This window comes from Sorangium sp. KYC3313, assembly GCF_052075895.1.
In the GTDB taxonomy this organism is placed as follows: domain Bacteria; phylum Myxococcota_A; class Polyangia; order Polyangiales; family Polyangiaceae; genus Sorangium; species Sorangium cellulosum_B.
The window spans coordinates 10094236-10117075 of record NZ_CP197255.1 but is presented as its reverse complement, the minus strand read 5'-3'; the positions used below and the strand labels follow the sequence as shown (position 1 = coordinate 10117075).

The following is a 22840-nucleotide window of genomic DNA, read 5'->3' as shown; positions in this document are numbered from 1 at the left end:
GTCTACAGGCCCGCCGGGGTCTCGCCGGCGGCCTCGCGCTGCCGGAGCGCCTTGCGATCGACCTTGCCGCGATCGTTCCTGGGGACGTCATCGACGAAAGCGACCCAGCGCGGGTACTTGTGCTTGCTCAGCCGGTCCTTCACGAAGGCCTTGAGCTCCCCGGCGAGCTCGGCCCTCCCCTCGTCGGTGGCGACGCGGCCGCGCGCGTCGTCGCGGACCACGATGAACGCCTTCGGCTTCACGAGGCCCGCCTCCTCGGCGCCGATCACCGCGGCGAGGCTGACGGCCGGGTGCTCGGTCAGGCACTCCTCCACCTCGACCGGCGCGACCCAGACGCCGCCCACCTTGAGCAGCTCGTCGGCGCGCCCGCTGAACCAGAGGTAGCCCTCGGCATCCATGCGGAAGAGATCTCCGGTGCGGCACCAGTGGCCGTGGAAGGTGCCCCAGCTCTTCTCGCGATCCTGGAAGTAGCCGAGCGCGACCGAGTCGCCCTTCACCCACATGACGCCGGTCTCGCCGGGCGGGAGCTCGGGCGCGCCCGGCCCGGCCGCGTCCGAGGGGAGGATCTTGATCGTGTACCCCTCCACGACGCGGCCGAGCGACCCCGGACGCACGTCGCCGGGGCGGTTCGTGCAGTAGATGTGGAACATCTCCGCGGAGCCGATGCCGTCATAGACGTCGGCGTGGAACCGCGCGCGGAAGCGCTCGAGGAGCGCCGGCGGCAGCGCCTCGCCCGCGGACAGGTGGAAGCGGACGCTGGCGAGGTCGAGGCGCGGCGCGCCGCGCGCCGCGCGGGCGTCGTCGTCATCGAGCAGCTTGCCCATCATCGTCGGGACGTTGGTGACGACCGTCGGGCGATAGCGCTCGATGTACCGCGCGAGCGACTCCGGCGTCGGCCGCTCGACGAAGAGGCCCGACGTCGCGCCGACGGCGAAGGGGAACAGCAGGTTGGTGCCCGTGGCGTAGCCGAAGAAGAGGCGCGGCACCGAGACGGTGATGTCGTCCTCGCGGTAGCCCACGGTCGCCTTGGCGTAGCGCTCGGTGTTGAAGGCGAAGTCGCGGTGCGTGTGCATGGCCGCCTTGCTCCTGCCGGTGGAGCCGGACGTGAAGAGCCAGATGGCGATGTCGTCGCGCCGGGTGGGGCGGGGGCCTGCCGGGGCGCGCTTCGCCGCGAGCGCCGCGCGCCCCTGCGCGAGGGCGCCGCGGAGCGAGGTGCCCCGCAGCGCCGCGAGGGCCGGCGGGACCGGGAGATCGGCCTCGAGATCGCCGCCGGTCGGGACCTCGGGCACCAGCACGACGGTGCGGACGTTCGCCGCCGCGAGCGCGCCTTGAAGCGCGAGCGCCTCGGCCACGCGCGGGATCGTGACGACCGCGGCGGCCCGCGTGTACTCGACGAGGTGCGCGAGGTCGGGCGCGGGCGCCTCGGGGTTGCCCATCGCCACGACCGCGCCGTGGCTCAGCGCCGCGAAGAAGGCCCAGACGAACGCGGGCGAGTCGTGCAGGACGATGAGCACCCGCTGCTCGAGCGCGACGCCCTCGACGGCGAGGTGCGCCTCTAGCATCCGGACCTTCTCGGCGACGTCGGCGTAGGTGTGCCGCTGATCGCCGAAGAGCAGCGCGACCTTGTCGCCGAGCCCCTCGCGCAGCCGATCGAACAGGAAGTAGTCGGCGAGGTTGAGCTCGTCAGGGAACGTCGGTGCGGTCATCGTCACGCCTCCTCTCGCCTCCATCGCGGCGCCGTGAGCCGCCGCTTTCCGTCCTCCGTGGTCGCGACCCCCGGCTCGTCGAGCCCCTCGCGATCCCAGAGCTGGCACGTCACGGCCCGGTGGCGCTGATCGAGCGCCTCGCAGTAATTGGAATAGATGCAACGTCGGACCTCTCCGCTGCGCCCGAGCCGCACCTTCAGGAACCAGTCGGGATCCGCGAGCGTCTGCCGTGCCGCCCCGATGAGATCGGCCTCGCCGCGCGCGAGGATCGCCTCGGCCTGGGCGAACGTGCAGATCCCCCCCGCCACGACGACCGGCGTCCCGAGGCCGGCCTCGCGCAGGGCGCGCCGGATCTGCGCCTGCTTCGGCACCTGCCGCCCGAACGGCCCCGCCGCGTCCGAGAGCGCGGTCGGCATGCACTCGTACCCGCTCGGGCCGGTGTAGGGGTACGCGGCCTCGCCGACCTTGGGCTGCTTCGCGTCCTCGAACTTGCCGCCGGTCGACAGCGAGAGGAAGTCCATGCCGGCGCGCGCGAACGCGAGCGCGAAGAACGCCGCGTCGTCGACCCGGCTGCCCCCCGCGATGACATCGTCGCAGAGGAAGCGGCAGCCCACCGTGAAGCGAGCGGAGACGGCGGCGCGCACCGCCGCGTAGACCTCGAGCGGGAGGCGCGCGCGGCGCTCGCGATCGCCGCCGTAGCCGTCCGGGCGGGTGTTCAGCGCGGACAGGAACGAGGCCATGGTGTAGGCGTGCGCGTAGTGGAGCTCGACCCCGTCGAAGCCCGCCTCGCGCGCCCTCACGGCGGCCTCGGCGAAGAGGCCCGGCAGCGTCCGCGGCAGATCGCGGATGTGAGGGAGCGCGACGTCGGTGACGCGCTCGCGCTCGCCGAAGCGCAGCGCCTCGAGCTCGCGGGGCGCGAGCACGGCCTCGAGCCGCGCGTCGTCGAGCGCGAGCAGCCGCTCGCGCACCTCGATCTCCGGCGCGTCCCGGAGCGGCGGCTCCCCGAGCGCCTCGGACAGGGCGCGCCGGTGCGCGCCGGTGATCTCGAGGAACTCCCGCAGGAACCTGTCCTTCGCCGGGCGCCTGCGGATGCGGAGGAAGTCGATGAGCTGCAGGAACACGCGCGTCCTGCCGGCGCTCCGCGCGCGGACCGTCCGGACGAGCTCCCGGAGCCCCGGGACGAACCGATCGTGCCCGGCGCGGAGCAGCGGGCCGCTCGGCACGTCGCGGATCCCGGTCGCCTCGACCACGAGGGCGCCGGGCTGGCCCTCGGCGAAGCGGCCGTACCAGTCGAGCACGTCCTGCGTGATGACGCCCTCCTCCGTCGCGCGCCACGGGACCATCGCGGGCACCCACGAGCGCTCGGCGAGCTCGAGGCCCGAGGCGAGGCGGAGCGGCGAGAAGAGGCGCGCGTGCGCCGCCTCGCCCGCGGCCTTAGGCTCCTCGCGGGGCAGCGCGTGGCGGATCCTCTCCGGCGGCCTCCACATGGCTACCGCGCCCCGTCGCGAGCGCGCTCGTCGGCCGGGGTCTCCGCGGCGGCGCGCTCGAGGATGCCCTTCGCGATGATGAGCTTCTGGATCTCCGTCGTCCCCTCGTAGATGCGCAGCGGCCGGATCTCACGGTACAGCCGCTCGACCTCGGTCCCCTCGATGACCCCCATGCCGCCGTGGAGCTGGACCGCGCGGTCGATGATCCGCTGCGCCGCCTCGGTGGCGAACATCTTCGCCATGGCCGCCTCGGTCGAGACGCGCGCCGCCGGGCCGGCCGTCTTCTCCGGCGCCGTGTCGCGCTTGTGGGCCGCGCGGGCGACGAGCAGGCGGGCCGCGTCGAGCTCGGTCGCCATCTCGGCGAGGTAGGCGCGCACCATCTGCTGCTCGGACAGGGGCGCCCCGAACTGCCTCCGCCGCGTGACGTGCGCGATCGCCTCGCGGAGCGCGCGCGCCGCCATCCCGTTCGCCGCCGCGCCGACCGAGATCCGGAAGGCGTCGAGCGTCCGCATCGCGAGCTTGAAGCCGCCGCCCACCTCGCCGAGCCGCGCGCTGTCCGGCACGCGGCAGCGCTCGAAGCGGAGCCGGCCGATCGGGTGCGGGACCGACATCGGGAGCGGCTCCGAGGCGACGCCCTCCGCGCCGCTGTCGACGAGGAACGCCGTGATCGCGGCGCGCCCGCCGCCGCGCTCGCGCTCGCGCGCCGCGCCGCCGCCGCCGTCGTGGGGCGGCGCGCCCGTGCGGGCGAAGACCACGAGGTGGTGCGCGAGCGGCACGTTCGAGATCAGCACCTTCTCGCCGTCGAGGACCCATCCGTCGCCCTCGCGGCGGGCCTCGGTCCTCAGCGAGGCGACGTCGCTGCCCGCCTCGGGCTCGGTCAGCGCGAAGGCCCCGATGCGCCGCCCCGAGAGCACGTCGGGCAGGATCGCGCGGCGCTGCGCGTCGCTGCCGGCCAGCACGATCGGGTACGAGCCGAGCCCTTGCACCGCGAAGATCGCGTCGGCGAGCGGGGCGACCTGGCCGAGCGCCTCGCGGATGAGGACGAGCGAGCGCACGTCGATGGCGGTCGCGTCCGCGGGGAGGCCGCCGCCGCTCGGCGCGCCGCCGAGCGCCTCGGGGACGAGGTGCGCGTAGAGCCCGAGCGGCTCGCCCATGCTGCGCGCCAGGGCGGCGGCGTCGCGCGCTTCGACGAGCGGCGCGAGCGGCGCGAGCGCCTCGGGCGTCAGGCGCGCGGCGAGCGCGGCGTGGCGCTCCTCGAAGAAGACGGGGAGCTCGGCCGAGGAGAGCGCGAGCCCGCTCATACGCGGTGCGCCTCGTGGCCGGTGGACCGCGGGGTGGGGGGCGCGTCGGCGTCGCCGGGCGCGGCCGGCGCGTCGCCCAGGTCGGCGCCCTCGAAGCGCGGCGGGCGCTTCGCCCTGTTCGCCTCGTGGGCCTCGCGGAAGTCGGGGTGGGCCATGCAGATGGCCTGCGCCTGCGCCTCGGCCTCGATCGCGGCGGCGAGGGGCATCGTGCGCTCGCTCTCGAGCATCTGCTTGGTGATCGCGTGCGCGAACGCCGGCCCGCGCGCGAGGCGCTCGGCCCAGCCGCGCGCCACGCCCAGCGCGTCGCTGTCGGCGACGACGCGGTTCACGAGGCCGATGCGGAGCGCCTCGTCGGCGCCGATGAGATCGCCGAAGAAGAGCAGCTCCGCGGCGCGCCCCCGGCCGACGATGCGGGGCAGGAGGTACGAGGCGCCCATGTCGGCGCCGGACAGGCCGACCTTGGGGAAGATGAACCCGAAGCGGGCGCTCGCCGCGGCGATGCGCAGGTCGCACGCGGCGGCGATCACCGCGCCCGCGCCGACGGCGACCCCGTTGACGGCGGCGATGACCGGGCGCCGGAGCTCGCAGATGCTCTGGATGAGCGCGCCGGTCGCGCGGGTGAACTCGAGCAGCCCCCGCGCGTCGCGCGCGAACAGCTCGGCGATGATCCCCTCGACGTCGCCGCCCGAGCAGAAGCCGCGCCCCGCTCCGGTGAGCACGACCGCGCGCGCGGCCGAGCGCTCGAGCGAGCGGAACGTGGCCGTGAGCTCGCCGTAGACCTCGAAGGTGAGGGCGTTCAGGCGGTCGGGGCGGCTCAGCGTGATCTCCGCGACGCCGCGGCTGAGCTCGAGATGGAAGGAGCGGGGAGTGAGGGTCATGGGCATCTCCTGGGTCCGGCGCGCGCCGGACGCGAGCCTCGCGAGATCAGGGCTTCGTCCGCGTGCGCCGCGGGGGGCTCCGCGCGCTCCGCTCGGCGTGCGCGCGGGCGCTGCCGGGGCGCGACGGGACGGGCATGTCCGGCTCGCGGAGCGTGGTGCGCAGCTTATCGAGCAGCCGCGTCAGCGTGGAGAGCTCGGCCGGGCTCAGCCCGGAGAACACCTTCGCCACGCGCGCGGCGTGCCGCCGCTCGGCGTCGCGGAACGCGCGCTGCCCCTTGGCGGTCAGGTGCACCCGCCACGCGCGGCGGTCGCTCGGGTCGGCCCGCCGCTCGACCATGCCGTCGCGCGCCGCGCGATCGACGAGCCCGGTGAGGTTGCCCGCCGTGACGAGCATGCTGCGGGAGAGCGACGCGAGCGTCTGCCCGTCGCTGCGCACGAGGTTCGCCAGGAGGTCGAAGCGCGGGAGGGTCATCTCGTGCTCCAGGTCCTCCCGGATGGCCGCGAGCGCGCGCTTGTGGACCGCGAGGATGCGCACCCAGGCGCGCACGGCGGCCTGGTTGCCGCGCGCGCTCTCCGGCGGGGGGACCACGGCGAGCGGCCGCCTCGCTGGCGCCCCGCGCCTCACGGGCCGCCCTCGCCCCCGCCGCGCGCGTCGAGCGCCGCGACGGCCTCGATCTCCACGAGCGCGCGCCGCTCGACGAGCCCCGCGACGCCGAGGAGGGCCATCGCCGGGAAATGCTTGCCGAACCGCGCCCGCCACGCGGCGCCGATCGCGCGGAGCGAGCCCCTGTACGCCTCGAGATCGGTCACGTAGACGGTCATGCGCGCGACGTCGCCCGGCTCCCCGCCGGCGGCCGCGACGACCGCGAGCACGTTGTCGAGCGCCTGGGCGAACTGCTCGGCCAGATCGTCGCTCCGGAGCTGCCCGGACGCGGGGTCCCACCCGATCTGCCCCGCGATGTGCAGCGTCCTGCCGCTCGTCACGACGCCGTTGGCGTAGCCTTGCGGCGCAGGCCACCCGGCCGGCTGCACGATCTCGAGAGCGCCGCTCACCGCATCACCTGCCCCCCGTCGACCGGGATCGCCTGGCCATGGATGCTGCGCGCCTCGTCGCTGCAGAGCATCGCCACGACGAGCGCGACCTCGCCGGGCTCGACCATCCGGCCCTGAGGCGACATCGACTCGAGCGACCGCCGCGCCGCGTCCTCGCCCCGCCCGGTCTTCTCGGCGATGCGGGAGATCGCCTCGTCCGCCATCCTCGTGCTCACCCACCCGGGGCAGACGCAGTTGATGGTCACCGGCGTCCGGGCGATCTCCAGCGCGATGGCGCGGGTCATGCCGACCAGGGCGTGCTTCGACGCGCAGTACGCGGTCGAGTAGGCGCACCCGACGAGCCCGGCGGTCGAGGCGACGTTGACGACGCGCCCGAACCCGCGCGCGATCATCTTCGGGATCAGGGCGCGGCAGAGCGCGAAGGCGCCGGTCACGTTGACCGCGAGCATGCGGTCCCAGAGCGCGTCGCTGGTCCTGTCGAACGGCGCGCTCTCGGCGACGCCCGCGTTGTTGACGAGCACGTCGATGCGCCCGAGCTGGGCTTCGAGCGCGGCGATCGCCGGCGGCGCGCCCTCGCGATCGCCGACGTCGAGCCGGACGGCGACGCCCCCGATGGCCGCCGCCGTCTCCTCGATCTCGGCCTGCGTGCGGCCTGCGACGGCGACGCGCGCGCCGCCCTGCGCGAGCCGCTCGGCGATCGCCCGGCCGATGCCGCGACCCCCGCCCGTGACGAGCGCGATCCTGCCTTCCAGGGACATCCGGAGCACCTAAATCATATATATATGAAGCACAAGGCGAAGTCACCCTCGTCTGCGCTCGCAGCGCCGCCCGTCTGCTGAGGTCGGCGTCGGCCACCTCGCGACGGAACGCGCGGCTCGGCCTCGTTTTCCTCGATCGCCTCGCTCTCCTCGATCGCCTCGCTCGTCTGGCGCGCGGCGTGCGTGGCGTGCGCGGCGCGTCGTCGTCTGGAACGTAGTGGGCGGAGAGCATGGACGAAGACCAGAGCGGGCGTGGCCGAACGATCTGCGCCGCGAGGGCGGCATGGTCCGGCTCGACGGCTGCTCCGGGCTCGCCGGGGCGCGGAGCACGAGCTCCACCCCGCGATCTCGCTCGCGCAGTCGATCGTCGACGTGGTCGATCCGATCCACTACGCTGCGCGCCTGTTCGTCGCGCCCCGCGACGGCTTCGCGACGAAGAGCATCCACATGACCGAGGGCATCGAGCCGGATGGCACCGGCGACACGTACGCGCCGCCTCGCGGCATCGAGGTGCACGCCCTGGCGATGGGCGCGCCGCTGCAGCTGCCGGGGCGGGCGCCGTGAGCGCGGCCGGCGTGCTCGCGTCGCGCGTCGCCGCGCTGCTCGCATGCGCCGGCGTGGAGGCGCGGCCCCCGGCGGCAGGGGCGGGCGCGTGGTCCCTCGCGCTGGCCGAGCCGCCGGATCTCGCGGCGCTCTACGCGGCGGCGGACGGCATCGCGCTCCCGGACGGCACGCTGATCCTGCCGCGCGGCGACGTCGCGCGGGCGACCGCGTGGCTCGCGGAGGAGCGCTCGCTCGACTGGGCGCACGACCTCCTGGTCATCGGGGAGCGGGAGGATCTCGTCATCGTGCTCGACCTCGATGTCGCGGGCGCTCGCGCCGGGGGCGGCGTGCTCGAGGCGCCGACCGACGGGCTCGCCTCGTTCCAGCGCGTCGCCCGCTCGGTGGTCGGCTACCTGGAGCGGCGCCTCGGCGTCGCAGGGGCCGAGGCCGCGGCGCCCGAGGTGCGGGCGCGCGAGGCCGCGGCGCGCCGCGACCTCCCGGCGCTCGTCGAGGCGCTCGCGGAGGAGATGTACCCGGGCGCGGAGCGGCAGGTCGCGCACGCGGCGCTCGCGCTGGGCGCGCTCCTGTCGGAGCGCGGGGACGAGGCGGCGCTGGACGCCTTCGCGCGCTCGGTCGAGGCGCGGGTCGCGGCGGCGCCGCGGGGCTCAGGGGGACCGGAGCGGCTCGCGGCGTGGCGCGCGTGCGAGATCGTGGCGCGAGAGGCGGGGTCGGAGGCGATCGCCGCGGCGTGCGCGGCGCGGGCGAGCGGCGGGGGGTAGGGGGCTGGCCTCGAAGCGCCTCGGTGGACGGCGCTTCCTCGCTCAGCGGACCGAGCTCACCCGGCGCCCCGCTCCCGGAGCCACGCGCGCCACGCGCGCACCACGGTCGTCTGATCCCCCTTGCGCAACATGAACTCCGTCAGCCCCGCGACGTCGAGCCCCGGCAGGAGCCGGCTCTGCCCGGCCTCCGCGTAGCCGTCCGGGCCGAGGAGGTGGATGGAGAGCTTCCCCTTCTTCAGGAACCAGACCTCGGGCACGCCGAGCCCCGCATAGACGGAGAGCTTGTTGATCGTCCCGCTCTTCTCGATGATCTCGATCGCGAGCTCCGGGATCTCCCCGTCCTCGACCGTCCCGAGCACGTAGCACTCATCCGGCTCCACCCCCCGCTGCGCGAGCCTCTTGCGGACGGTCATGCTGCCGTACCCGCTGAGCGGCAGCTCCGCCTCCTCCGCGTAGGCCTCGACGAGGCGGGCCAGGATCGTCTTCCGTCCCTCGTGCGGTCCGCCCGGGCTCATCAGCTCCAGCACTCCCTCGCAGTACGTCACCCGCACGCCAGCCCGGTCGCCGAGGGCGGCCAGGATGGCCTCGTACTGCTCCCACGAGACGTCATGAACGACGAAGAGCTGGTCTTCCGAGCCGTCCGCCGCGACAGCGTCGGCGGCGCCGGCAGGGGGGGCGAGGAGGGGTGCAGCGGCGGCCATGACAGCGTGCTCCTCTGCGGAGTATCACCGCCGGGCCGCGCGCTGGCAACCGCCGATCCGAGCGCCCGCGCGCCGCTGTCCTCCTCGACGGCCCTGACGCGCGCCACGGCCTCGCCGGACGCTGCCAGGGGCGGGCCCGGGCGCGCCCGGCAGCCGCGCCCTCAGAACACGCGCCCCAGCCCGTCGAGCGCCGCGACGCGGTAGGCCTCGGCCATGGTGGGGTAGTTGAACGTCGTGTTCACGAAGTACCGGATCGAGTTGTGCGGCGCAGGCTGCGACATGATCGCCTGCCCGATGTGGATGATCTCCGCGGCGTTCTCGCCGAAGCAGTGGATCCCGAGCAGCGCGAGCGTCTCGCGGTGGAAGATCAGCTTCAGCATCCCGACCTGCTGGCCCGTGATCTGCGCGCGCGCGAGCGTCTTGAACGTCGACTTCCCCACCTCGTAGGGCACCTTCTCCGCCGTGAGCTCCCGCTCGCTCTTGCCCAGCGACGAGATCTCGGGCGTCGTGTAGATGCCCGTGGGGATGTCCCGGACCAGCTTGTCGTCGGCGTGGCCGCAGAGGTGGCTGGCCGCGTACCGGCCCTGGTCGTAGCTCGCGCTCGCGAGCGCCGGGAAGCCGACCACGTCGCCGACCGCGTAGATGTGCGGCTGGCTCGTCTGGAAGGTCTCGCTCACCTCGAGCTGACCGCGCTTGTTCGGCGTGATGCCGACGCTCTCCAGGCCGAGATCGGCCGTGTTGCCCGACCTCCCGTTGGCCCAGAGGAAGACCTCGCTCCGGAGCTTCTTCCCGCTCTTCAGGGAGAGCACGACGCCCTCCTTCGTGGCCTCGACCGCCTCGTGCTCCTCGCCGTTCAGGACGCGGATCCCCTTGTCGCAGAAGTGGTACCCGAGCGCGTCGGTGATCTCGTCGTCGAGGAACTCCAGCAGATGGGCGCGCGTGTTCACGAGGTTCACGGCGACCTGCATGTTGCGCAGCATCGACGCGTACTCGCAGCCGATGACGCCCGCCCCGAAGATGGTGATGCTCCGGGGGGTGTGATCCATGCGCAGCAGCGTGTCGCTGTCGAAGACGCGCGGGTGGCTGAAGTCGATGTCGGCCGGCCGGTACGGGCGCGAGCCGGTCGCGATGACGAAGCTGTCGGCCGTGTACCGCCGGCGCTGGCCGCCGTCGCCCTCCACCTCGATCGTGCGCGGATCGACGAACCTGGCCTGCCCCGGGACGAGCTGGACGCGGTTCCGGTCGTAGAAGCTCTCCCGCAGGTCGACCTGCTCGTCGATGACGCGGTTCGCGTTCGCGAGCAGCTCGGCGAACGGGTACTCCGGAACCACATCCATCCGCTTGTAGATGGGGCTCTGGTTGATCAGGTTCATGTGGTAAATCGCGCGGCGCAGCGCCTTGCTGGGGATCGTCCCCCAGTGGGTGCAGCCCCCGCCGACCCGCGTGTAGCGCTCGATCGCCGCGACCGATTTGCCGTGCTTCGCGGCCGTCATGGCGGCGCCTTCGCCGCCCGGCCCCGTGCCGATGATGATGAGATCGAAGTGCGGGGTGGTCGCCATCGAGTTCCTTGCCTCCGGCGCGCCGCGCGCGCGCGCCGGGAAGGCTACTCGAACTGGAGCGGCTCGTCGTCGCCCCCGACGCCGAGCATCTCGAGGATCTGCCGCACCTCCATGGCGGCCTCGACCTCCGGGCCCGCGTCCAGGAAGCCCTGGAGGTGCTTCCGCGCGAGCGCGCGGTTGCCGCGGGCCGCGTACGAAAGCCCCATCGCGTGCATCGCCTCGCCGTCCTTCGGGAACCGGCGGAGCGCCTCCTTCGCCTGCGCGATCGCGCCGTCCGTGTCGCCGAGGCGACGGAGCGCGTGCGACAGGGCCACCCGCGCCCCGAGGAAGCTCGGCGCGAGCCGCACGGCGGCGCGGTACGCGTCGCGCGCCGGCTCGAGCTGGCCGAGCTCGTAGAGCGCGTGCCCGAGCAGGTTGTACGCGTACGGGTTCGACGGGGAGGCCTTGATCACGTCGCGCAGCACGACGAGCGCCTCCTGGACCTGCTCCTCTTGCAGGAGCTCGGCCGCCTCCTCGACGGCCTCCCAGTGGGCGGCGTCGATCGATTCGTCCACCACGGCTCTGAGCACCATGGCGCGCAGTCTAGCCAGAATCGGCGCGCCGTCCCGGGCTCCTTCGTGGTACCGGCCGGGCCGTGAGGCGCCCGCCGCGGATCCGGCTGCTCTTGTGGCACGCGAGCGCCGCGATCCCGGTGCTCGGCGCCGCCGCGGCGTTCTACGGGCCCGCGCTCGCCAGGACGGGCGGCGTCTGGCCGGCGCCCCTCGACGACGTCTACATCCACTTCGGGTTCGCCCGCGCCGCGGCCCTGGGCCACCCGTTCTCGTGGATCCCGGGCAACGGCTACTCCTCGGGCGGGACCAGCCTGGCGTACCCCTTCGCCCTGGCGCCCGGGTACCTGCTCGGCTTTCGCGGCGCGTGGCTCGGCCTCTTCGCCGCGCTCCTCGCGTGCGCCGCGCTGCTCGACCTCTGCCGCTCGCTCCGGTGGCTGCTCGATCCGCGCGGCGGGCCCGGCGCCCCGTACTCCCGCTGGGTCGCCTGGGCCGCGCCGCTCTTCGTCGTGGCCGTGCCGCTGCTCGACTGGAGCTGGTTCTCCGGGATGGAGGTCGCGCTGCTCGGCGCGGTGATGGGCCGAGCGCTCGTCGCGGTGCGGCGCGCCGAGCTCGCCCCGCCGGCGCAGCGCCCGGCCGAGCAGCTCCGGGCAGGGCTCCTCGCCGCGCTGCTCGTCGCGACCCGGCCCGAGGCCGTCGCGCTCGCGGCGCCGCTCGCGGTCGCCGTGGCCCACGCGGCGGGCTCGCTGGGCGCGGCGGCGTCGCTCGCGCGCGCGTCCCTGCCGACCGCGCTGCTCCTCGCCGCGCAGGCCGCCGCGAACCGCGCGCTCACGGGGGAGTGGAGCGCCGCGGGGGCGGTGCGCAAGCTCATCCTCGCGAACCCGTACCCGGCGCCGCTCGAGAAGGCGCTGGAGGTGATCAAGAACCTCGCCGCGCTGCGGGTGCAGGCGCTGGAGAGCGCGCTCGGCGGCCCGTCCTACGCCCTCCTCTTGCCGCTGCTCGGCGCGATCGCGGCGCTCGACCGGCGCGCGCGGCGCCTCGCCGTGCCGCTCCTGATCGGCGCCTACGGCTCGCTGCTCCTCGTCGCGCTCAACGCGACGGCGCGCTACCAGAACCTCCGCTACGCCGCCCCGGCGCTCGCGATGCTGCTCGTCGCGGCGGCCCTCGGGACCGAGGCGCTCGCGCGGCGGGGGCGGCTCGCGGCGGGCGTCGCCGCGGCGCTCGCGCTCGCGGCCCTCGCGGCGCCCTCCGCCTGGTTCGCGCGGCAGATCGACCACTTCGCCCGCTCCTCGGCCAACATCGCCGGGCAGCAGGTCGAGGTCGCGCGGCGCCTGGCCGCGCGCGAGCCGCGGCCTCGGCGGGTGCTGCTCGGCGACGCGGGCGCGATCCCGTACCTGTCGGGGATCCCCGCCATCGACGGGCTCGGGCTCGGCGGGTACCGGGGGATGCCGTTCGCGCGGGCCTCGGTGCACGGGGTGCCGGCCGTTGTCGAGCTCATCGAGCGGCTCGACGCCGCCGAGCGGCCCGACGTCTTCGCCCTGTACCCCTCGTGGTGGGGCGGGCTCGCGGACGTCTTCGGCCGGCGCGTCGACGCGGTGAAGATCGAGGACAACGTGATGTGCGCCGCGGACGAGAAGGTGATCTACGAGGCGGACTGGTCGGCGCTCGCGCCGCCGGGGGAGCGCCGCGACGGGGCCATCGACGAACTGGACATCGCCGACCTGGTCGACGAGCGGGCGCACGGCTACGCGTTCCCGTCGCCGCGCGGCGGCTGGGTCGTCGGCGCCGTGCTGCGGGACGGGAGCGACGGCGGCGGTGCGCCGCGGTTCGACGCCGGCAGGATCATCCCCGAGGGGCGCGAGCAGTCGTTCGCAATCCGGGCGGCCGCCGCGGCCGCCGCGAGCGCCCGCGGGCCCGCCGTGCTCGCGCTGCGCACCGACGGGGGCGGCCCGATCGCGATCGGCGTGGCGATCGAGCGCGCCGCGGACGAGGCGCGCGTCGAGGTGCCAGAGCGCCCTCCGGACCGCTGGTCCGAGATCCGGGTGCCGCTGCGCGACGTCGCGCCGGGGGACATCGTCCGGATCCGCGCGCTCCGGGGGACGTTCCGCAGCTTCCATGTCTGGCTGCTTCGGCCGTGATCGGCCTCCTTGCCGCCCGCGCGGCGCCCTCGTGGCGCGCGCCCGCGACACAGCGCGTCGCGAGCCACGGGGACGTCGCGCGACGGATCCATGGTAAGAGCCACCACGTGACGAGGTGGTTCCGTGCGTCGGCCTTCGCGGCGACAGCTGGCAGGGAGGTGGCCTCGTTCGCGAGGCAGGCGGTCCTCCTGCCGTACGACACCCTCGCGCCGGTGATCCCTGACGGGGCGCGCGACGGCGACGAGGTGGTGGTCATCCTTCACGGGCTCTTCGCCTCCGCCGGCGTCCTCCGGCCGTTGCGCACGGCGATCGAGCGCCACGCCGCGATGTCTCGCGCCTCGCGGGCGCGCGGCCGGACGGACCCGGCGCGCGCCGAGCCGTCGTGGTCGGTCCACACGGCGACGATGTCCTACGCGCCGGGGCCCGGCGTCGAGGCGCTGTCGGCGCGCCTCGAGGCGCTCGTCGCGGCGTTGCCGGACGGGGCGCGCTTGCACCTCGTCGGCCACAGCATGGGCGGCATCGTGTGCCGCTTCTTCGCGCAGGAGGTCGGCGATCCGCGCGTCGCGCAGACCATCTCCATGGCGAGCCCGTTCGGCGGCATCCCGCGCGCAGGGCTGCTCGGCTTCGGCGGCGCGCGCGATCTCGACGCGTCGAGCCCGGTCCTCCGGCGCGTCCTCCTCGGGACGGCGCGGTCGAGCGTCCCGCACCTGTCGATCGTCGCGGGGGCCGACACGCTGGTCCGCTCGCCCATCGCGCACGCGCTGCCGGGCGGCGAGGTGCGGGTGATAGAGGGGCGGGGGCACAACTCGCTCCTCTTCGATCCCGAGGTGGCCGCGCTCGTGGCGCGGCGCATCGTCGAGCGGCGCGGCCCCGCGCGCTGACCTATCGCCGCTCGGCGCTTCGTGGTAGCTCGCTCGCGTGCGCTCGCCCATCGCCTGCCTCGCCGCCCTCGGGGCCTTGCTCGCCCCGCTCGCCTGGTCCTCGCCTTCGCGCGCGGACGCCTCCGCGTGGACCTTCGTGGGCGCCGGCGCGGTCGGCTGGAAGCAGGGGGAGAGCGACCTCGTCTTCGACGGCGCGCTGTCATGCGACGTCGGCGTCGGGACCACGCCCGACGCGCCCGTCATCGTCGGCGGCCTGATGCGCGCGACGCCGATCCTCGACAGCGGCATCGATCTCGCGCTGCTCGCCCGGGTCGCGACGCGCGGCTTCCAGGCTGGCCAGCTGGGCCTCGCCCTCGACGCGGGCGGCTACCGCCGCTTCTGGGGCGCAGGTTCCACGGGCGTGGCCGGCGCGCTCACGCTGGGGGCGCCGCTCGGCATCAGCCTCTCGCTCCAGGGGAGCTACGGGACCGACAAGGCGATGGCGTTCGCCGCCATCGTGGGCGTCGACCTGCTGCGCCTCACCGTCTACCGGCAGTCGCTCCTGCCGGTGTGGCCGAACCCGTTCCCCGCGCAGCAGCGCGGGCAGGACGTCGCCTCGCGCTGAGGGGCGCGCGACGCATCTCTCCGGACACGATGGGGGCCATCAAGGCGGGCAGGGGGCAGTCGAGGGGGCGGTCGAGGACCGGGCGCGCGACGCGCATTGGCGCCGCCGACGCCGGTTGACCGGCGAAGTCGTGCCCCGGTAGGGTGCGGCCAGGGGGGCGTCAGGGATGTCGTCGCTGCGCTCGCTATCCTCCTCCTCGCGTTCATTCACGTTGCGCCTCGCCGGATCGAATGTCACGCGCGGAGGGTCGACGAGATCGCGACGGCGAAGCCGGCGCTGGAGTCGGTGGCCGAGTGGAGCGAGCCGATCGACGGCGCGCGGTCGGTGACCGAGCTGCCCGCGGCGGTGCGGCACTACGTGCGGTGCGGCACTACGTGGAGATGGTCGAGAAGGAGACGGGCGTGCCGGTCGACGTGGTGTCGGTCGGCGCCGACCGCGACGCGACCATCGTGCGGCGCAACGCGTTCGGGTGAGGGGGCGGGATCTAGGCTCACCGGATCGTGCGCGATAACCCGCCGCCTCGACCGCCGGAACGGCGGCCTGGTCAGTGCTCGCCGGCGATCGCGGGCGAGCACTGAGGGGAAAAGGGGGTCGGGGCTGGCTTCCCAGCTGAAAGACCGGGAGGAGCGACGACCGCCGCCCCGTCACGTCACGGGCGCGCCGGCAGGCGCGTCGATTCCGTCGGGGCTCTGCGGTCGGAATTGGATGGGAGCGGCCGGAGCGTCACGGTGCCGGGCTAGCGAGCGCGAGCCCAGGCAAGGTGCGTTGGAGGGTCTTCATGGGTCGGCGCAGGGGTACGCGCTGACCACGATGCTCACGCCGTGCTGTCCTACCGAGCGCAGCACGCCCGGATCGAGCTGGATGGAGCTGGCGCCCATGTCACCGATGAACAGCGCGAAGTCGACCACGGCCGTCGCCCCGGACTGCACCAGCGCAGCAATCCGTGGCGCGATCGAGAGAAACACCCGCATCGCCTCTTCCACGGCGAGCGACGTGTCCTCGTTCTCGGACAGCAGGATGTTGCACCCGGATGTGGCGTTGATCTTGCCGCCGTGTCGCCCTTCGCCCGCGCGCCAGACCTTCTCGAGCGCGGTCTCTGGAATCCACGTCAGGCACTGCTCCACATCGAGATGTTTACCCTGAACCCTGAGCACAACCGTGGTCATACTGACACCTAAGCTTCCGGCGTGCATCCGCACGATTCCGGATTGAGCAGGCAGATCGGCACGGGCGGGAACGGGATCAGCCAGTCGAAGAGGTCGCCGAGGCCGCCGAGACCGCCGTCGCCGTCACCCCTGCTGCCCTTCTTCCTGTCCGGACCAGGCTCGCCGAGCTCCTTCCATTCCCTGTAGAGGTCTTCCGCCTCCTCCTTGCTGAGATCCGCGTCGCCACCGCGCTTGACCTGCCTGTGGTACCAGTTCCAGAACTTCTTGGATAGCCCGTACAGCTTGTCGAACTTCGAGCGACCGGTGGCGTCGGTCCAGTTCACCGGATCGTTGCTCGCATAGGCGTAGAGGTTGTTGTCCCTGCCGCCGAACCGGATCGGGTCCTTCCCAGTCCACCTCCCCGCCTCCGCGTCGTAATCCCTGGACCCGAGGTGCACGAGCCCCGTGTCGCGGTCGTAGAGCCCACCGGCGAACCCGAACGGCGTGAAGCCCGGATTGGTGTCGAGGAGCACGCGGCCGAACTCGTCGAAATCCATCCGCTGCACCACGGCGCCCGTCGCGGTGTTCACGACCAGCCGCGGGCTGCCGAGGTGATCGGTCAGGATGCGGTAGGTCGAGCCTCCCTTGATCATGAGATCTGCCACGTTGCTGTCTCTGCCGTAGACGAAGCGTGCCACGACGCTGCCGCTGCCATCGAGCTCCGCTGCCGGCTGGAGATCGCTCCGGTAGAGGAAGCCCTGGACGGCTATCCCGTTCCTCTGCTTCCAGATGCGATGGCCCTCGCCGTCGATGAGGTAAGTGATCTCGGTGCCGTCCGGCAGCTCGGCGAACCGCAGGCTGCCGCCGGCGTCGTACGTGAGAGTCGTCGTTGCTCCCGTCGCTGTGTCGGTGACGCTGGTCCGGTCGCCCGCGGGGCTCATCCCGTACGTCTTGGTCCCGTAGGTCAGAAGCCGGTCCTGGTCGTCGTAGGTGCCGCTCTCGGTCCCCGCCGGCCACGTGCGCGCGAGCCGGTTGCCGTTCGCGTCGTAGTCGTAGTGCGCCGCGAGCACGCCGTCTCGAACCACATCGGTCAGCCGGCCGACCTCGTCGTAATCGTAGTCGTACGAGTGGGTCTCTCCGAGGATCGTCTCCGTCCGTAGATCGATACGCCCGAGGGCGTCCGGCGTATAGCTCACCTCGTAGATGGCTGAGCCGCCCGCCTGCGCCACGTACGCCTGGACGGCGCCGTAGGCGTCGGGCGTCACGGTGTCGATGATGACGCCTGCGGTGCTCCCGGTGTACAGGCCGTTCTGCGGGTGCCGGCGCACCGTGAGGCCGCCGGCCTGGCTGAGGAAGCCATCATTGTCGTAAACAAAGCTCACGGCGGCGCCGCCGTTGACCGTCTCGCTGTCGACGCGGAGCTCATGGCTGTAAGTCCAGTGCACCGTGCCGGAGCCGCTCCCGAAGGCAGGGCCGGTCCACGTCCGGGTGGTCAGGAGCGCGCCATCGTAGCTGAGGCCCAGCGTGAGGCCCGACGGCCCCGCGATGGTCTCCAGATTGCCGGTCGTCGGATGGTAGCCATAACCGATCGTCCCCAGGCCGAGGGGCATCGTCACCTGGCTGAGCCGTCCCGTGACAGGATCCCGCGTGTAGATGGTGGAGGCTTCGCCCGGACGGGTCGAGCTCGTCGTCTGGCCATCCAGGTCGTACGACCAGGATGTCGCCGCGGGAGCGCCTCCGGCCCCGGGGGGCAGGTATTCTTCCAGCAGAGCAGCGGGGGTATAGTTGAACGTGTGCGCCGGCCTGCCTGGGGGCGTGGTCGTGTGGACACGGCCGTCTGCGTGGTAGCTCACCCCGACGATCTCACTGTCGGCCCTTGTCGTCTGTGTCGCCCGTCCCGCAGGATCGCGGATGAACGATTCGGTGTGGAGCAGCGGATCCATCACGCTCGCCAGCCCGCCGTCGTCGTCGTGCGTCAACGTCCAAGTCCTGGTCCCCTGGGACCAGGTGTGGGGCCGCCCATCGGGATGATACGTCAGGTTGACCGGCAAGATCCCGGGCAGCTCGATGCGGCTGACCCGTCCCTGGGCGTTCAAGGTCGTCGTCTCGCGTCGCCCCGACGGCGACGTGGACACGACCGTGTTCGTGGTCTTGTTGAAGACCCGCGTGAACTGACGCCCGTTGATCGTGGTCGTGTCGGTGAGCATGGAGACACTCAGCGCATCGCTGGGGTCCGACAGCGTAACCGAGCGCTCCCTGGTGACCTGCCTCGTTCTTCCGAGAGGCGTGGTGAGCGTCTGCCGGCTCTGGTAGGGCGCCTGCATACCGAAGCGCGGGTCTCCCTTGACCTCGACGGAGACCGCGCTGCCGTCGGGCACAGTAACCGTCCTGGCGCCGCTCGTGCTGATCTGCTCCACGGTCGAGAGGCCGCTCGTGCCGGTGCGGATGCGTTGCTTGCTGCCGTCCGGGAGCGTCGCAACCTCGTACCCACGGGTCAACCCCATCGCAGTCGTGACCGTGACACGGTGGCCGTCGGGCGTCTCGGTCCGGGTGAGCTGCTTGTAGCCGCCCGCCGGATCCTCGTCCCTGATGAGGCGCCCCTTCGCGTTGAACTCGAACTCGTGCAGCCGGCCGAGCGGGTCCTCCAGGGACTGGAGCAGGCCGCTGTTCGGGTAATACAAGAGCGTGGTCGTCTCGTTCGCGGGATTCGTGACCTTCCAGAGGTAGCCCTCGGCATCGAGCGTGAGCGAGGTGCTCTGCAAGGTGGGCGCGACGATAGCCGTCGGGTCACCGTCCGCGTCGCGCTCGATGGTCGTGACCTGCTGGTCGACATCGGTGATCGTGAGCACCCGCCCGGCGGCATCGTAGCCGAACTGGTAGAGCACCGTGCCGAGGAGCGCGTCACGGGTGGCGAGGTGCCTCCCCTGCGGGTCGAAGATGTACACCTCGGTCCCATCGTCGCTCGCGATGGCGATGTCGGCCGCAATGATCCCGGGGAGCACCATGTCGTACCGGCCGATGATGGTACGATAGGGGTTGCCGTTGCTGACAGCGGAGTCCGTGTACATCAGGCTGCCATCCGGGGCGAGGGCCAACGTCGTCGTACCATTCCGGAGCCACGCCGCGGTCGATGGGCCGCCGATACCACACGGCGAGATGGAGCACTGCGCAGAACGAGGAGCTCGGTTTCCAACGACCGTGGTGAGAACCCCAGCGGGCGTGATGCGCCGGATGAGCTTGTTCGGGTTGGACACGTTGCTGGAGTGGTCTGCGGCGAAATACACGCTACCGTCCGGTCCAACGGCCAACGAGCCAGGAACACCGATTGAGACCGACACGGCCTGCAAGCCGTCGTTCGAGATGGTCGTCCCGCCGTTGCCCGCGATCGCGGTAATGATCCCGTTGCGATCGACCCGCCGGATCCGGTTGACGACCTCTCCCCCCCCAGTTGCATCCGAGATGTAGATCGATCCATCCGGTCCGACCGCCACGCCCCGGATCGCAGCAAACCGGGCCTGGACAGCGGGGCCGCCGTCGCCGTCGCCGGCATAGCCCCCAGCTTGGGGGTCCAACGTACCTGCAACCGTCACGATGGTCCCGTCAGGTGCCACCCTGCGGACTTCCCTGTTGAGGGCGATGTACAGATTTCCGTCACTGGACACGACGATGCCATGCGCATTAGCGCCGCTGTTGTCCAGCGGACCGGAGGTGGCAAGCGCGCCGTCGGGCGGCATCGTGCCGCCAAAAGAGCCATTGCCAGCGACGGTGGTGATGATTCCATCTGGCGAGATCTTGCGGATGCGCCGGGTATCGACGAGATAGATGCTACCGTCGGGCCCCATCGCGAGTTGCCTGGGGTCCGTCAAGTGGGCCTGCGTAGCAGGCTGATCATCGCCATTGTACGCTGATTGACCATACACACCGGCGATCGTGGTAACGTATCCGTCAGGCGCAACTCTTCGAATGCGGGGCGCCTCGGAATAATAGATACTGCCGTCCGGTCCAACCGCGATTCCGAAGGGGCGCGTAACCTGCACCGAGTCGGCGCGGGCGCCCTCGGCGGTGGGGGGGCTTATCGTAGGAGGAGATGGGTCGCCGGCGATGCGCCGGACCATGGAGATCATGTTGCGGGCCGTGCGACGGGAGCCATCGCCAAGGTAGAGCGTGGACGTGCTCGGCTCATAGAAGTGGTGGGGGCTCAAGCTGAAGCCGCCGAGCGCAGCCGCGCCATTCTTCCAGCCGCCGAGCGTGCTCTCCCAGCGTCGGCCCAGGGAGACCTCCTCCCGCGTCCTGCTTCCCGTGATGACCACGTTGGAAGGAGCCGCGAAGGACCGGGGACCTCCGCCGCCGCCGGAGCCGCCGCCGCCGGAGCCGGAGCCGGAGCCGGAGCCGCTCGACATCGCCCCCTGCGCGGCGGGCACAAAGTAGACCCCGCGGTAAACGTACTCGATGTCCACCGTGACCGGCTGCGTTCCGGGGACTATGCGCCCGAACGCGTCGTTCCCGTCCCAGTCGAATGTGTATCCCTGGTTCGGCGAGCAGGGGCAGTCGACGCTGAAATCGAATGTCCTCCCAGCCACGGTCACCTTGAAGTCGATGCGCTCGAGGTTGGGGGGTACAGCCGACGTCGTCAGGGGGATCGCGAGCCGATACGCCGACCGGTTGAGTCCCTCGGCTCGATCGCTCTTGTAGTGAAGGTTGAACGGCGTCCCGACGACAGGCAAGCGCTCCCCGAGCCTCTGGCTCTCGCATTCGATGATGGATCCGGACTCGCAGCTGGGGTCGTCCAGGTCCGAGCCGTCATCGTCACCGTCACCGTCGCCGTCGCCGTCGCCGTCGCCGTCGCCGCCCCCGTCGCCGTCGTCGTCGTCGTCGTCGTCAGGACCGGGGGGCGGCCCAGCGCCAGGGGGCGGACCGAACGGCCAGTTGCAGTCCCACGGGGTGAAGTGCGTGACCAGGGATCGCCAGAGGCTCGTCCCGGCCGCATACTGCGCGCCGAGTTGCTCGAGCTCCTCGGCGCTGATCCCGAGCGCGCCGAGCTTGCTCGCGTCGTCGGCCGCGCCGTCACCGTCGATGTCGACCGACGCTACCCCGCCGCTCACAGCGAGGATCTCGATGACGCGCCCGTCGTTCGCCGGCACCCACGCCCCTTTCTCGGCATCGTAATAGCCGAGCGGCACGTGCATCCCCACCGGGAAATCGAGGAAGTTCTCGACATAAAACGGGATCGGCTGATTGAACTCGACCTTCGTCGCCCCGGCGTCCACGGCCTCATCCAGCCCGAGCTCCACCGCGTACGTGTACCCGCTGGTCGGCGGCAGGGTCCCCGGCATCGCCTTCGGGCCGTTCGGGCCGACCGTGTACTCGGTCGCGCGCACGTGCACCTCCGCCGGCAGCGCCACGGTCATCGTCGCACCCGGCGGGCCGTTCGGATCCGGCACGGTCATCGTCCCCGTCGTGCCCGAAGGGAAGAGCAGCGTCGCCTGGCGCGTGCCGCTCTCGTCCGTCTGGACGCTCCCGCGTGCGACCTGCGCCCCGGCCCCGCTGCCCAGCGCGACCGGCGTCACCACGGGATCGCTCTCGATCAGCACGATGTCGGGCGCCTCGGACCAGCGCTGCCACTGGGTGCCAACCTGCCGCTGCACCGGCAGATAGCCGGCCTTCTCGTACTTCATCGTGAGCGGCTGACCTCCCCGCACGACCAGCTCGAAGGCCCCGTCCGCGCGCGTGAGGACCTGCCCGTAGCTCTCCGCGTCTCCCGCGTCATGGTGCAGCACGCTCACCTTCACGCCCGAGATCGGAACGCCCGCTCGCGTCGCGACCTTGCCCTTGACGACCGCCACAGAGGCCGGGGCGATCGTCGCCGTCACACCCGTCTGCGGCGCGTTCGGCCCCTGGTAGATGCAGCCCACGGCGTCGATGAGCCGCGTGGCCACGGTCGGGTCCAGCGCCGGACAGGCGACGTGAGCCACCGTGCCGGTCGCCGGGTCGCACGTGTCGATCGTGCTCGGGTCGCTGTCGTCGGTCGAGATGGGCGTATGCAGAATACCCAGCACCGGGTCACAGGTATCGGTCGTGCACGCGTCGCCGTCGTCGAGCGTGCCGGTGCAAGTCGGCGCGGTCGTGTAACAGACCTCGAGGCTCGGCCGCTCGGCCACATTCGGTTCCTCGCTGCTCCGGAAGGAGGTGGTGAGGACCGGCGCCTCTTCCAGCAACACGCCGTGATTCGGGGTGGTCCCCGCAAGCCACGCCGCGGTGAGCGCGGTCAGATCGGCCGAACGCATGCCGGCGCCGGGAAGCGACTGAAATGACGCCGCGATCGCCGGGTTGAAATCGGTACCGTTCGCCAGGCTCTGCCAGGTCACTGTCGGCTCGGTCCACGGCGAGAGGATCCGGTGGATGTTGATGCTGCTGGTGCTGGTATCGTCCCGGTAGATCTGCCGGAGGCGCAGCGTCGCGGAGACGACCTGCGCCTCGGTGGGCACCGGCGAGAGGTCGAAGCGGAGGACGGCGTGCCGCACGCCGAAGCCGGCCAGCGTGCCCGTGCGGAGCAGCACGGTCGAGTCGGTCCAGGCCGGGTACGTCTCCCAGATCGTCGCGTCCTCAACCGCGCCGAGCGTACCGCGCTGGATCGTCACGCACGTCGGGTCCTCGGTGCCCGCCGCGAGCTTCGCGGTGCCGTGCAGCTCCTCCTCCGGTGAGCTCGAGCTGCACGCGGAGCCGATCGCAGTTGCGCTGAACAGGACACCCCCCATCAGC

Annotated in this window: 17 protein-coding genes and 1 pseudogene; 6 read left to right on the top strand and 12 right to left on the bottom strand. The window is 72.5% G+C overall.

The genetic code is table 11. The annotated features are described in order from the left end of the window. Positions 1-2 precede the first annotated feature (2 nt). From ACSRUE_RS38360 to ACSRUE_RS38330, 7 genes are read right to left on the bottom strand one after another with little or no spacing between them, the layout of a single operon-like run. Positions 3-1706 carry a benzoate-CoA ligase family protein gene (locus ACSRUE_RS38360; protein WP_441287897.1) on the bottom strand — a complete coding sequence of 568 codons (1704 nt, stop codon included), beginning with the start codon at positions 1704-1706 and terminating at the stop codon, positions 3-5. 2 nt (positions 1707-1708) lie between these two features. After that, complete coding sequence (locus ACSRUE_RS38355; protein ID WP_441287896.1) at positions 1709-3193, bottom strand: oxidoreductase; 1485 nt, start codon at positions 3191-3193, stop codon at positions 1709-1711. A 2-nt stretch (positions 3194-3195) separates the two neighbouring features. Then, positions 3196-4494, bottom strand: coding sequence for an acyl-CoA dehydrogenase family protein (locus ACSRUE_RS38350; RefSeq protein ID WP_441287895.1), 1299 nt, complete (start codon positions 4492-4494; stop codon positions 3196-3198). Next, the gene (locus ACSRUE_RS38345; protein ID WP_441287894.1) at positions 4491-5372 is read right to left on the bottom strand and encodes an enoyl-CoA hydratase family protein; all 882 of its coding nucleotides are present in this window, start codon (positions 5370-5372) and stop codon (positions 4491-4493) included. Before ACSRUE_RS38345 ends, ACSRUE_RS38350 begins: the two co-directional genes overlap by 4 nt. A 46-nt stretch (positions 5373-5418) precedes the next feature. Beyond that, positions 5419-5961 (bottom strand): MarR family winged helix-turn-helix transcriptional regulator, encoded by a 543-nt coding sequence (locus tag ACSRUE_RS38340; RefSeq protein ID WP_441287893.1) that lies wholly within the window; start codon positions 5959-5961, stop codon positions 5419-5421. A 32-nt stretch (positions 5962-5993) separates the two neighbouring features. Then, the gene (locus tag ACSRUE_RS38335; protein ID WP_441287892.1) at positions 5994-6425 is read right to left on the bottom strand and encodes a RidA family protein; all 432 of its coding nucleotides are present in this window, start codon (positions 6423-6425) and stop codon (positions 5994-5996) included. Next, positions 6422-7183 (bottom strand): SDR family NAD(P)-dependent oxidoreductase, encoded by a 762-nt coding sequence (locus tag ACSRUE_RS38330; RefSeq protein ID WP_437769874.1) that lies wholly within the window; start codon positions 7181-7183, stop codon positions 6422-6424. The genes ACSRUE_RS38335 and ACSRUE_RS38330 overlap by 4 nt, the downstream gene beginning before the upstream one ends. 252 nt (positions 7184-7435) lie before the next feature. On the opposite strand from ACSRUE_RS38330, the gene ACSRUE_RS38325 reads away from it, so the two are divergent. Together ACSRUE_RS38325 and ACSRUE_RS38320 are read left to right on the top strand one after the other, a co-directional pair. Beyond that, a complete protein-coding gene (locus ACSRUE_RS38325) occupies positions 7436-7747 on the top strand; it encodes a hypothetical protein (protein ID WP_441287891.1) in 312 nt (103 codons plus the stop codon). Then, positions 7744-8505 carry a hypothetical protein gene (locus ACSRUE_RS38320; RefSeq protein ID WP_441287890.1) on the top strand — a complete coding sequence of 254 codons (762 nt, stop codon included), beginning with the start codon at positions 7744-7746 and terminating at the stop codon, positions 8503-8505. Before ACSRUE_RS38325 ends, ACSRUE_RS38320 begins: the two co-directional genes overlap by 4 nt. 56 nt (positions 8506-8561) lie before the next feature. Here the strand turns inward: ACSRUE_RS38320 and ACSRUE_RS38315 are convergent, their stop codons facing one another. The 3 genes from ACSRUE_RS38315 to ACSRUE_RS38305 form a co-directional block, all read right to left on the bottom strand. Further along, positions 8562-9206, bottom strand: coding sequence for a Uma2 family endonuclease (locus ACSRUE_RS38315; RefSeq protein WP_441287889.1), 645 nt, complete (start codon positions 9204-9206; stop codon positions 8562-8564). A gap of 161 nt (positions 9207-9367) precedes the next feature. Next, the gene (gene sthA, locus ACSRUE_RS38310) at positions 9368-10765 is read right to left on the bottom strand and encodes a Si-specific NAD(P)(+) transhydrogenase (RefSeq protein WP_441287888.1); all 1398 of its coding nucleotides are present in this window, start codon (positions 10763-10765) and stop codon (positions 9368-9370) included. A 44-nt stretch (positions 10766-10809) separates the two neighbouring features. Beyond that, entirely contained in the window at positions 10810-11337 is a 528-nt protein-coding gene (locus ACSRUE_RS38305) for a tetratricopeptide repeat protein (RefSeq protein WP_437769109.1), read from the bottom strand. Positions 11338-11399: 62 nt separating this feature from the next. Between ACSRUE_RS38305 and ACSRUE_RS38300 the strand changes: the two genes are divergently transcribed. From ACSRUE_RS38300 to ACSRUE_RS38285, 4 genes and pseudogenes are all read left to right on the top strand, one after another. Continuing rightward, a complete protein-coding gene (locus tag ACSRUE_RS38300; RefSeq protein WP_441287887.1) occupies positions 11400-13451 on the top strand; it encodes a hypothetical protein in 2052 nt (683 codons plus the stop codon). A gap of 107 nt (positions 13452-13558) precedes the next feature. Next, positions 13559-14332 (top strand): esterase/lipase family protein, encoded by a 774-nt coding sequence (locus ACSRUE_RS38295; protein WP_441287886.1) that lies wholly within the window; start codon positions 13559-13561, stop codon positions 14330-14332. Positions 14333-14369: 37 nt separating this feature from the next. Then, positions 14370-14936 (top strand): hypothetical protein, encoded by a 567-nt coding sequence (locus tag ACSRUE_RS38290; protein ID WP_441287885.1) that lies wholly within the window; start codon positions 14370-14372, stop codon positions 14934-14936. 246 nt (positions 14937-15182) lie between these two features. Further along, positions 15183-15409: pseudogene (locus tag ACSRUE_RS38285) on the top strand (adenylosuccinate synthetase); the annotation flags it as partial. A gap of 303 nt (positions 15410-15712) precedes the next feature. On the opposite strand, the gene ACSRUE_RS38280 reads toward ACSRUE_RS38285, so the two are convergent. After that, on the bottom strand, positions 15713-16102 hold the full coding sequence (locus ACSRUE_RS38280) for a hypothetical protein (RefSeq protein ID WP_441287884.1): 390 nt from the start codon (positions 16100-16102) through the stop codon (positions 15713-15715). 8 nt (positions 16103-16110) lie between these two features. Beyond that, positions 16111-22836: a DNRLRE domain-containing protein gene (locus ACSRUE_RS38275; protein WP_441287883.1), complete on the bottom strand. Its 6726-nt coding sequence runs from the start codon at positions 22834-22836 to the stop codon at positions 16111-16113. Positions 22837-22840: the final 4 nt, after the last annotated feature.

Excerpts from the sequence above, each read along its gene's own strand:
- ACSRUE_RS38360 (WP_441287897.1), bottom strand. The coding sequence starts at position 1,706 with ATGACCGCACCGACGTTCCCTGACGAGCTCAACCTCGCCGACTACTTC.
- ACSRUE_RS38355 (WP_441287896.1), bottom strand. The coding sequence starts at position 3,193 with ATGTGGAGGCCGCCGGAGAGGATCCGCCACGCGCTGCCCCGCGAGGAG.
- ACSRUE_RS38350 (WP_441287895.1), bottom strand. The coding sequence starts at position 4,494 with ATGAGCGGGCTCGCGCTCTCCTCGGCCGAGCTCCCCGTCTTCTTCGAG.
- ACSRUE_RS38345 (WP_441287894.1), bottom strand. The coding sequence starts at position 5,372 with ATGACCCTCACTCCCCGCTCCTTCCATCTCGAGCTCAGCCGCGGCGTC.
- ACSRUE_RS38330 (WP_437769874.1), bottom strand. The coding sequence starts at position 7,183 with ATGTCCCTGGAAGGCAGGATCGCGCTCGTCACGGGCGGGGGTCGCGGC.
- ACSRUE_RS38315 (WP_441287889.1), bottom strand. The coding sequence starts at position 9,206 with ATGGCCGCCGCTGCACCCCTCCTCGCCCCCCCTGCCGGCGCCGCCGAC.
- sthA (WP_441287888.1), bottom strand. The coding sequence starts at position 10,765 with ATGGCGACCACCCCGCACTTCGATCTCATCATCATCGGCACGGGGCCG.
- ACSRUE_RS38305 (WP_437769109.1), bottom strand. The coding sequence starts at position 11,337 with ATGGTGCTCAGAGCCGTGGTGGACGAATCGATCGACGCCGCCCACTGG.
- ACSRUE_RS38280 (WP_441287884.1), bottom strand. The coding sequence starts at position 16,102 with ATGACCACGGTTGTGCTCAGGGTTCAGGGTAAACATCTCGATGTGGAG.
- ACSRUE_RS38275 (WP_441287883.1), bottom strand. The coding sequence starts at position 22,836 with ATGGGGGGTGTCCTGTTCAGCGCAACTGCGATCGGCTCCGCGTGCAGC.